An 8,886-nucleotide genomic window follows, 5' to 3' on the forward strand; every position below is an offset into this window, starting at 1 on the left:
CATCGTCGCCGCGTCCCAGGTCCGCTCCGGCAGATCGAAGACCGAGCCCTGCGTGAGAACGCACTTTTCGCGGAGCAGGGGAATGGGATTCTCCGGCAGGCCCCATTCCGGGCCATACGCCTCCCGCGCCACGCGCCAGAAGTGGCGCCACTGCGAACGCATGTCGTCGTGCTCGAGCTCGCGCCCGAGCCAGGCGACGTTCGTCTCCGCGTACTCCCAGGCCGTCAACCGCCGGGCACGCGGCAGCGCGCAGAAGAAGGGAATGAGATTGGGTCCGGTGCCGACGTCGACGATGTCGAGGTCGTTCCCCTGCGGCCGGGCGTCCTTGAGCACATCGACCGCCACGCGGATGACGAGATCGTCATCGGCATGCGGCTCCCCGTAGTAGTGCTGGAAATAGGCCTCGGAGTCGAACTGCCCCCACGCATAGTCGGCATTGCCGTGGCCACGGCCGTCGTTGTCCTTCTCGAGCATCGCTCCCCCGGGACTCGGCTTGCGCTTTTCGCCGCTGAGAGAAATCTCAACGCGGCGGAAAAATCAAGCGGTCGCGCTGCGTCGGGATTCGATGGGCTCGAGCTCGGAGAATGGCGACATGTGCCGCGGCTCGAATTTCGCCAGCAGCGCCGTGAGCTGCGCGGCCGACAGCGGCTTCGAGAAGAAGAAGCCCTGCAGCTCCGTGCAGCCGAAATGGCTCATCATCACGGCTTCGTACTCGGTCTCCACGCCCTCGGCCACGATCTGCATGCCAAGTCCGCGGCCGAGCGCCGCGACGGACTGCACGATCGTGCGCGACGTCATGGCGTTGGACACGTTGGTGACGAAGGAACGGTCGATCTTGATCTTGTCGAACTTGAAATTGCAGAGGTAGGCTAGGCTCGAGTAGCCGGTTCCAAAATCGTCGAGCGCCGTCCGGAAGCCCATGTCCTGCAGCCCTTGCAGGACCGACTTGGTGAGGTCGGTGGCTTCCAGAAGCACGCCCTCGGTGATCTCCAGCACGAACCGGTTCGGCGCGACGCCGTTCTCCGCGATCAGGGTGCTCAGCACGGCCTTGAGGTCCGTCTGCTTGAACTGCACCGGAGAAAGATTGAGCGCGACCTCGAGGTCCGGCCACTGCTTCGCGTCCTTGAAGACCTGCTCGAGCATCCACGTGCCGAGCGCCGGCATGAGGCCGGAGATCTCCGCGATCGGGATGAAGGTCGCCGGCGAGATCTCGCCCCTGATCGGATGACGCCAGCGCAGCAGCGCCTCCGCGCCTACGATCGCGCCCGTCCGGCAGGAGACGATCGGCTGGTAGTTGAGCCGCAGCTCCTCCCGCTCGATCGCCGTGCGCAGGTCGACCTCGATGGCACGCCGCGTCTCCACCTGCTTGGCCATCTCCTCCGAAAAGGTCATGGCGCGGTCGCGGCCCTGGTTCTTGGCCTCGTAGAGCGCGATGTCCGCGTGGCGCATGAGCTCGTCCGCGGAGAGCCCGTGCTCTGGCGCGCGCGCCATGCCCACGGAGGCCGTGACGCGGATCGTCTGTCCGCCGATCGCGAACGGCTCCTCGAACGCGCTGGCGATGCGCGCGGCAAGCCGCGACTCCGCATCGGCGTCGGCCGAGACGCAGAGGATAGCGAACTCGTCGCCGCCGAAGCGAGCCAGGAAATCGTGCGCCCTGAGGCGCGCGGTAAGCCGTTTCGACACGGCCTTGATCAGCTTGTCGCCGGTCTCGTGCCCGAGCGTATCGTTGATGTCCTTGAAGCGGTCGATGTCGACATAGGCCGCGATGGCGCGCTCGCCACCCTGGCCGAAGCCGGGCGTACCGATCTTCGCCTCCACCTCGTCGACCATGTGCTGCCGGTTGGGAAGCCCCGACAGCGCGTCGTGCTTGGAGGCATGCCGCGCCCGCGCCTCGCGCTGCGTAAGCTCGTCGGAGGCCCGCTTCAGCCGGCCGAACATGTGGTTCGAAAGCACGCCCGTCGCGAACACGCCGCACGCAACCAGCGGCAGGATGCTGGTCAGCAGGACCTGCCCGGGCCGGCGCGTGGTCCACGAGAGGTAGCCGGCCTGAATCCCGTCGTCGCCGACGAACGGTTCGGACACGACGCCGGCGGACGAGACGGGCTCGGGCGCCAGCTTGAGGTCGGGAAGCAGTAGCGAGCGCGCGATCTTCTCCACGAACGGATCGTCGATGCGCACCACGCTGACCAGCAGCTTGGGCGTGTCCTTGAGGAGCGTCATGTCGACGTTGGGAACGATGGTGATGGCCGCCACCACGGACGGCATGCCGTCGATCGACACGATATGGCCGGCCCAGCGCGCGGTCTGCAGCACGCCGGCCAGCACGCGATAGTTGGTTTGCGCCCGGCCGAACTCGTCCGGACGCGCCTTCAGGCTCGAATCCGTGATGCCCCGCCGCGCCTCGCCGACGACCAGCGAGATCGCCGCCCGCCGGGATTCATACGCCGCGTGATCCGCCCGCGCGCCGCTCTTGTAAGCATAGATCGGTCGATCCTGCCCATCGAGAATGTATAGCTCGTCGTGGCCGTAGGTTTCGCCAAGAAACAACCCGAACTCGGCATCCGCGAATTCGAGATTAAGGGCACCGTCGGCAGTATTGATCACCGCCTCGTCCCACCAGGCCACGCTCTTCTGCCCGTCGAGCACGCTGCCGACGGCCTGATTGAGCGCGTTTTCGACCAGCGTGCGCTCGCTGTCCGTCGCGGTTTTGTTCGCGGACCAGCCGGCGAATGCAATTACCGCGAGCAGAAGCACACCAAAGAACGTGATAGCCGCACGGATAATCTTCGTCAGTCGACGGAGATCTCCTTCGTACAGACTAGTTGTATCACCCAACAGCATTAGCAGCGTAGCCCTTCGCAACAGACTGACCCAGGTTTGTTGGCAAGAGCTAAGTCATTGTTTAATTGAACACTGGTTCTCAACTTATCGTGAATAAAGTCTTTCGCATCGCGTAAGGGCGGGGCAGGTGTGGATTGCTATTAACCTTTTTTCCGTTGCTTTCGGCCGTTTTACATTTTATTAAGATTACCAAATCTCGGAAGGGTCGAACGACCCTTCCTTATAGTTGTAACGAACATATGGTCGTGTTTCATGGCGTCCCGTCTTGTTATCCGTACACGTGCCGACAGTGAGGAACTGAGAAAAGCCGCAAATTCGATAGAGCAGGCCGCATGGAGCGACCTGGGCTACCTGAGCTACACGCGCGCCCACTACGAGCTTTATGCCGAGCTTCTCGAGAAATACGCCGACTACCAGCTCTGCCTGGTGGACGAGGAGACGAACTATCCCGTCGCGGTCTTCAACAGCGTCCCGTTGAGCTACACGGGCTCCGATCTCCCCCAGGAAGGGTGGGATTGGGTGGTCGAGACGGCGGCCCGCCCGAAGGGGCCGCACACCGTGCTTGGCGGGCTCGCCATGTCGATCCCCGCCGTACACCGCACGAAAGGGTATGGACGCAGGATGCTGCGCGCCATGCGTGACCTTGCAGAAGCCAAGGGATTGCGCGGTGTGTTGGCCGCTGTCAGGCCTTCGTCCAAAGCCCGTCATCCGTGGGTCGGCATCGACGACTACGTCACCTGGACCGACGCCAAGGGTCGCGCTTTCGACCCCTGGCTGCGCAGCCACCTGTCCTCAGGCGGCAAGCTGGTAGGCCCGTGCCGGCGCTCCATGGTGGTCGAGGAGCCGATCGCCTTCTGGGAAACGTGGTCCAAGAAGGAGTTTCCCCAATCGGGCTCCTATCTCATTGATGGCGCACTTGTTCCCCTGGACATCGACCTCGAGCATGGCGTTGGCCGCTACGAGGAGCCCAACATTTGGGTGACCTACGCAAGCTGACCGTGAGCGGCAGCCCCGGTCGGAATCGGGCTGCGGCGACGGCGCCGCAGCCCTTAATCCATACCGGATCGTGCGCCCGTCCGGCATCTGACATTCACCTGCTCCGCCTTTATACTGTCGTGATGCAGTGTTGCAGCTTGTGTATAAACGACGATCTCTGAAGCTGCGACCTCACACAAATCAGTGCTCCGCACTAGCATATCGACCGCCGGAATGAGACAAACGCACGACAATGCACCTCCGGGACCGGACGGCGGAGCCCGGCTGCGATCGATAACCGAGGGACACACATGAAGCCCGTTCGCCCTGCCTTGTGGCGCCACCCTCTGTGCGCGCTCACGCCGCTGTTTGCTGTCACGACGCTTGCCACGCCCGCCTTGGCAGACCCTTCGTTCACCCCGTTGCTCGGATCCTGGGGCGGAAGCGGCACCTACCGGCTCCAGGACGGCACCTCCGAGCGGCTCAAGTGCGACGCCTACTACACCGGCAGCGGATCGCAGCTCGGCATCGCCGTGCGCTGCTCGGGCCAGACCAACAAGATCGAGATGCGCTCCAAGCTCAGCGCGAGCGGCAGCGCTCTGAGCGGCAACTGGGAGGAGCGCACCTATAACGCCTCCGGCAATGTCACCGGCAAGCTCACCGAGCAGAACCTGACGCTGGCCATCACCGGCGGCGTCGCGGGCTCCATGAAGATCACCTACGACAAGACGAAGCAGAACGTGGCCATCGCGACCGAGGGCATCCCCCTGAAGAGCGTCACGGTGAGCCTGTCGCGCAAATGACGCGACCGTCCCTCGTCGCACGCCCTGGACCGTCCGGCATCGAGCTGGCGGCCGCCGGAGCGTGGACGGTTGCCCACGCGCGCAACCTCGACGGCCTGATCGAGACCACGGTGCGCACGACGCCGGCAGACCAGCCCGTCACCATCGACATGCACAGCGTCACCGCCCTCGATACCTATGGCGCATGGCTCATCGAGCGCCTCGTGCGCGCCCGCGAGGCCGGAGCCGGCCGCGCCCATCTCGAAGGCCTGCCCGATCGCTACCGCGCGCTCTACGAGGAGATCCAGAGCACCGAGCGCGAGCCTACCCCGCCGCCGCCCAAGCGGCCGTCGGTTCTTGGCTACGTGACGCAGCTCGGCGAGGCGACCGTCCGCTTCTTTCACGAGTTCGGCGCCTTTGCCGCCATGCTCGGCGCCGTCGTGCTCTCGCTTGGCCGCGCGCTCACGAACCCGAGGAGCTTCCGCTTCACGCCCACCATGCACCACCTGGACCGCGTCGGCTGGCAGGCGGTGCCGATCATGCTCCTCATCACGTTCCTGATCGGCTGCATCATCGCCCAGCAGGGTTTCTTCCACTTCCGCAAGTTCGGCGCCGACGCCTACGTGGTCGACATGGTGGGCATCCTGGTCCTGCGCGAGATCGGCGTCCTGATCGTCGCCATCATGATGGCCGGCCGCTCGGGCAGCGCCTACACGGCCGAGCTCGGCTCCATGAAGATGCGCGAGGAGATCGACGCCTTGCGCACCATGGGCCGCGATCCCGTCGACGTGCTGATCCTGCCGCGCATCATAGCCCTCGTCATCGCGCTGCCGATCCTGACCTTCCTCGGCTCCATGGCAGCGCTCTACGGCGGCGGCCTCGTCGCCTGGGCGTATGGCGGCATGAGCCCGGCGATCTACATCGAGCGGCTGCGCGAGGCCGTCTCGCTCACGCACTTCGAGGTCGGCATGATCAAGGCGCCGTTCATGGCGCTCGTCATCGGCATCGTCGCCTGCACGCAGGGGCTCGCCGTCAAGGGCAGCGCCGAGTCGCTCGGCCGCGAGACCACCGCCTCCGTCGTCAAATCCATCTTCCTGGTTATCGTGCTGGATGGATTGTTCGCCATCTTCTTCGCCTCGATCGACATGTGAGCCATGACGAACGACAAGGTCATCGATGTCCGAGATCTGGTCGTGGGCTTCGGCCCGCGCATCGTCCTCGACCGCGTCACGTTCGATGTCCGCCGCGGCGAGGTGTTCGGCTTCGTCGGCGGCTCCGGCAGCGGCAAGTCCGTTCTGTTGCGCACCATCATCGGCTTGATCCCTCGGCGCTCGGGCACCATCGAGGTGCTGGGCACGCGGCTCGACACCGCCACGCCCGAGCAGCGGCGCGGCATCGAGCGCCGATGGGGCGTCCTCTTCCAGCAGGGCGCGCTTTTCTCGTCCTTGACGGTGCTGCAGAACGTGCAGTTTCCGATGATCGAGTACCTGGATTTGCCCCAGCGCCTGATGGACGAGATGGCAGCCGCCAAGCTTGACATGGTGGGCCTCAGGAAGGCGGATCACAACAAGATGCCGTCGGAGCTGTCGGGCGGCATGACCAAGCGCGTGGCGCTGGCCCGCGCCCTCGCCCTCGATCCCGAGCTGGTGTTCCTGGACGAGCCGACGTCGGGCCTAGACCCGATCTCCGCCGGCGACTTCGACGCCCTGATCAAGACGCTGCAGGAGACCCTGGGCCTCACCGTCTTCATGATCACCCACGATCTGCAGAGCCTGCAGACCATCTGCGACCGCGTCGGCGCGCTGGCCGACGGACGCGTGGTGGCCGCCGGGTCGATCGAGACCATGCTCGACTGCGACCACCCGTGGGTCCAGTCGTACTTCCGCGGCCGTCGCGCGACGGCGCTCATATCGCAATTCGCACACACAGAGCCTTGAGGCCGGAAAAATGGAAACACAGGCCCGCTACACCCTGGTCGGATCCTTCGTGCTCGCTGCCGTGGCGGCCGTGTTCGCCTTCGTCTACTGGCTGCACGACACCGGCGGCCTCGGGGACCGGCAGGTCTTCCGCGTCCGCTTCCAGAGCTCCGTCTCCGGGCTTCTCAAGGGCTCGAACGTGCTGTTCAACGGCATCCGCGTCGGCGAGGTGACCGACGTCCAGCTCTCCGCCGATGCGCCCAAGGAGGTGCTCGTCACCATCGCCGTCGACAGGTCGGCGCCCGTGCGTTCCGACACGGTCGTGAACGTCGATTTCCAGGGGCTCACCGGCGCGCCCGTGATCGAGCTCTCGGGCGGCGATCCCGCCGCCGCGCCGTTCGCGGCCGTCTCCGGCGTGCCGCCGCTTCTCAATGCCAGCGCCGAGAGCACGCAGAGCCTGAGCCAATCGGCGCGTGCTACCCTGAACCGGCTCGACAGGGTGATCGACGACAACAGTTCGGCGCTGCATGACGCCATAACCGGCATCAGTAACTTCGCCGGCGTGCTCTCGCGCAACTCCGAGCGCATCGACGGCATCCTGGCCGGGCTCGAGCGCTTCGCCGGCGGCGGCAAGGCCAAGCCCGGCATCTATAACCTCTCCGCGCTGGCGACGCCCGCGGTCTGCGCCGAAGCCTCGCACCCGCAGCTCGTCATCCCGGAGCCGGCCGCGCCCATGGCCTTCAACTCGGACAAGGTCGTCATCGTCGGCGATCCGCCCGAGGACGCGCCCTTCGAGAAGGCGCAGTTCACCGACAACATCCCCTCCGTCGTGCAATCGAAGATCATCGAGAGCTTCGAGGGCTCGGGATGCTTCGCCGCCGTCACGCGGCCGCTCGACACGTTGGAGCCGAGCGACCAGCTTCAGGCCGAGATCCGCCAGTTCGCCGTCACCCTGGCGCCGGCACCGACCGCCGACGTGGAGATCGCCGTCAAGTTCGTGAATGCGGGCGGCAAGATCACGGGCTCGCGTGTGTTCCACGAGACGGCGCCGCTCGCGGCCCGCGACGCGCCATCCGCCATCGCCGCGCTCGACGGCGCCTTCGGCAAGGTGCTGGCAGAGGCCGTTCCGTGGGTCGCCAAGCTGCCGCCGTCGGAGGAGCCCGCCAAGAACGAGGGCGCCGAGCCGACACCCAAGGCCGGCACCGACGACGACCTCCCCGAGCCGCCGGAGCCCGCCGCGCCCTGATCGCGCAGCCTCTTGCATGATGCGGCGGACGTGTCTGGAACCCGGCCTGCACCGGGATGACGTTGATGTCGGGTCAACCGGCTGCCACGAACAATCCGTCACACCGGCGAAGGCCGGTGTCCAGACACATCTCAGATGTATACGGAGCATTTCCTGCGCAAGCGGCAACCGCAGCGTGCCCAACGGACGCAGCGCCGGGACTATAGCGTGTTCAATTCAGCTTGACGCACTCTGCTCTCGTACGTCAGGGCCGGTCGTCGCGGCGGACGTCGACCTTGAGATACCCCGTCGCATACGCGATCAGCGCCAGCACGATGGCAAGCGGCACCGCCACCATCATCACCATGGCGAACGTCATGAAGAGCCCGGCCAGCAGCACGAGCCCCACCAGCGCCACGAGAGCGACAACGAGATAGCCCGCGCCGGCCGCCACCCAGCGCCGCCACCCCTTGAGCTCGGTCGTCTGGCCATGACGATCGATGACGATTACCGTCTCTTCGCGCTTCGGCTTCATGGCACCCTCCAGGCAAATGCGCGATTTATATAGGGCGGCCCGCGCGAAGTTTCGAGCGCAACCCCTCCGCTACGTGATTCAACCTCGGTTTTCCCGTTAGATAGCCGGAACGGTCAACCGCCCGGAGCACCAGAGATGAACGAGCACATTGTCCAGTTGCTGGACCGACTGAAGACACTCGAGGCGGAGCTCGAGGCCGAGTTCGCCAAGAACCACGCCGAGCTGCGCTTCGGCATCGAGAAGGGCCGGGTTCTTTTCGAGCAGGAGATCCTGCGGCGCCACCGCGAGCTGCAGACCAGCCTCAGATCCTACATCTTCCATGCCCGCCCGCTGATCGTGCTCACCGCGCCCGTCATCTACGCCATGATCGTGCCGCTCGTTCTGCTCGACATCGCGGTCTCGATCTACCAGGCGGTCTGCTTCCGCGCCTACGGCATCCCGCGCGTCGCCCGCGCTGACTACTTCGTCTTCGACCGCGGCCACCTCGCCTACCTCAATGCGCTCGAGAAGCTCAACTGCGCCTACTGCTCGTACGCAAACGCGCTCTTCGCCTACGTTCGCGAGATCGGCGGGCGCACGGAGAAGCATTGGTGCCCCATCAAGCACGCGCGG

At 65.5% G+C, this 8,886-nt stretch carries 8 protein-coding genes and 1 pseudogene; 6 read left to right on the forward strand and 3 right to left on the reverse strand.

Annotated elements, in window-relative coordinates; all coding sequences use genetic code 11:
• Positions 1-474 (reverse strand): annotated as a pseudogene (locus IT540_RS05780) (hypothetical protein); the annotation flags it as partial.
• A gap of 63 nt (positions 475-537) precedes the next feature.
• Positions 538-2,754 (reverse strand): EAL domain-containing protein, encoded by a 2,217-nt coding sequence (locus tag IT540_RS05785; protein ID WP_291174400.1) that lies wholly within the window; start codon positions 2,752-2,754, stop codon positions 538-540.
• Positions 2,755-3,093: 339 nt separating this feature from the next.
• On the opposite strand from IT540_RS05785, the gene IT540_RS05790 reads away from it, so the two are divergent.
• The 5 genes from IT540_RS05790 to IT540_RS05810 all read left to right on the forward strand — a co-directional run bounded on the left by IT540_RS05790 (position 3,094) and on the right by IT540_RS05810 (position 7,760).
• On the forward strand, positions 3,094-3,837 hold the full coding sequence (locus tag IT540_RS05790) for a transferase (protein ID WP_291174402.1): 744 nt from the start codon (positions 3,094-3,096) through the stop codon (positions 3,835-3,837).
• A gap of 290 nt (positions 3,838-4,127) precedes the next feature.
• Positions 4,128-4,619, forward strand: a complete 492-nt coding sequence (locus IT540_RS05795; protein ID WP_291174404.1) for a hypothetical protein — start codon at positions 4,128-4,130, stop codon at positions 4,617-4,619.
• On the forward strand, positions 4,616-5,749 hold the full coding sequence (locus IT540_RS05800; protein ID WP_291174406.1) for an MlaE family lipid ABC transporter permease subunit: 1,134 nt from the start codon (positions 4,616-4,618) through the stop codon (positions 5,747-5,749). The genes IT540_RS05795 and IT540_RS05800 overlap by 4 nt, the downstream gene beginning before the upstream one ends.
• A 3-nt stretch (positions 5,750-5,752) precedes the next feature.
• Positions 5,753-6,535, forward strand: coding sequence for an ATP-binding cassette domain-containing protein (locus tag IT540_RS05805; RefSeq protein ID WP_291174408.1), 783 nt, complete (start codon positions 5,753-5,755; stop codon positions 6,533-6,535).
• A 10-nt stretch (positions 6,536-6,545) separates the two neighbouring features.
• On the forward strand, positions 6,546-7,760 hold the full coding sequence (locus IT540_RS05810; protein WP_291174410.1) for an MlaD family protein: 1,215 nt from the start codon (positions 6,546-6,548) through the stop codon (positions 7,758-7,760).
• A 244-nt stretch (positions 7,761-8,004) separates the two neighbouring features.
• On the opposite strand, the gene IT540_RS05815 is transcribed toward IT540_RS05810, so the two are convergent.
• Positions 8,005-8,274, reverse strand: coding sequence for a hypothetical protein (locus tag IT540_RS05815; RefSeq protein ID WP_291174412.1), 270 nt, complete (start codon positions 8,272-8,274; stop codon positions 8,005-8,007).
• 135 nt (positions 8,275-8,409) lie between these two features.
• Here IT540_RS05815 and IT540_RS05820 point away from each other — a divergent pair.
• Positions 8,410-8,886: hypothetical protein (locus IT540_RS05820; RefSeq protein ID WP_291174414.1), on the forward strand; the 477-nt coding region annotated here is incomplete at its 3' end.

It is taken from the genome of Hyphomicrobium sp. (assembly GCF_020852195.1).
Taxonomy (GTDB): domain Bacteria; phylum Pseudomonadota; class Alphaproteobacteria; order Rhizobiales; family Hyphomicrobiaceae; genus Hyphomicrobium_C.

Bases quoted from the DNA above. Each gene is read 5' to 3' on its own strand.
- IT540_RS05790 (WP_291174402.1), top strand. From the start codon at position 3,094: ATGGCGTCCCGTCTTGTTATCCGTACACGTGCCGACAGTGAGGAACTG.
- IT540_RS05800 (WP_291174406.1), top strand. From the start codon at position 4,616: ATGACGCGACCGTCCCTCGTCGCACGCCCTGGACCGTCCGGCATCGAG.
- IT540_RS05805 (WP_291174408.1), top strand. From the start codon at position 5,753: ATGACGAACGACAAGGTCATCGATGTCCGAGATCTGGTCGTGGGCTTC.
- IT540_RS05810 (WP_291174410.1), top strand. From the start codon at position 6,546: ATGGAAACACAGGCCCGCTACACCCTGGTCGGATCCTTCGTGCTCGCT.
- IT540_RS05815 (WP_291174412.1), bottom strand. From the start codon at position 8,274: ATGAAGCCGAAGCGCGAAGAGACGGTAATCGTCATCGATCGTCATGGC.
- IT540_RS05795 (WP_291174404.1), top strand. From the start codon at position 4,128: ATGAAGCCCGTTCGCCCTGCCTTGTGGCGCCACCCTCTGTGCGCGCTC.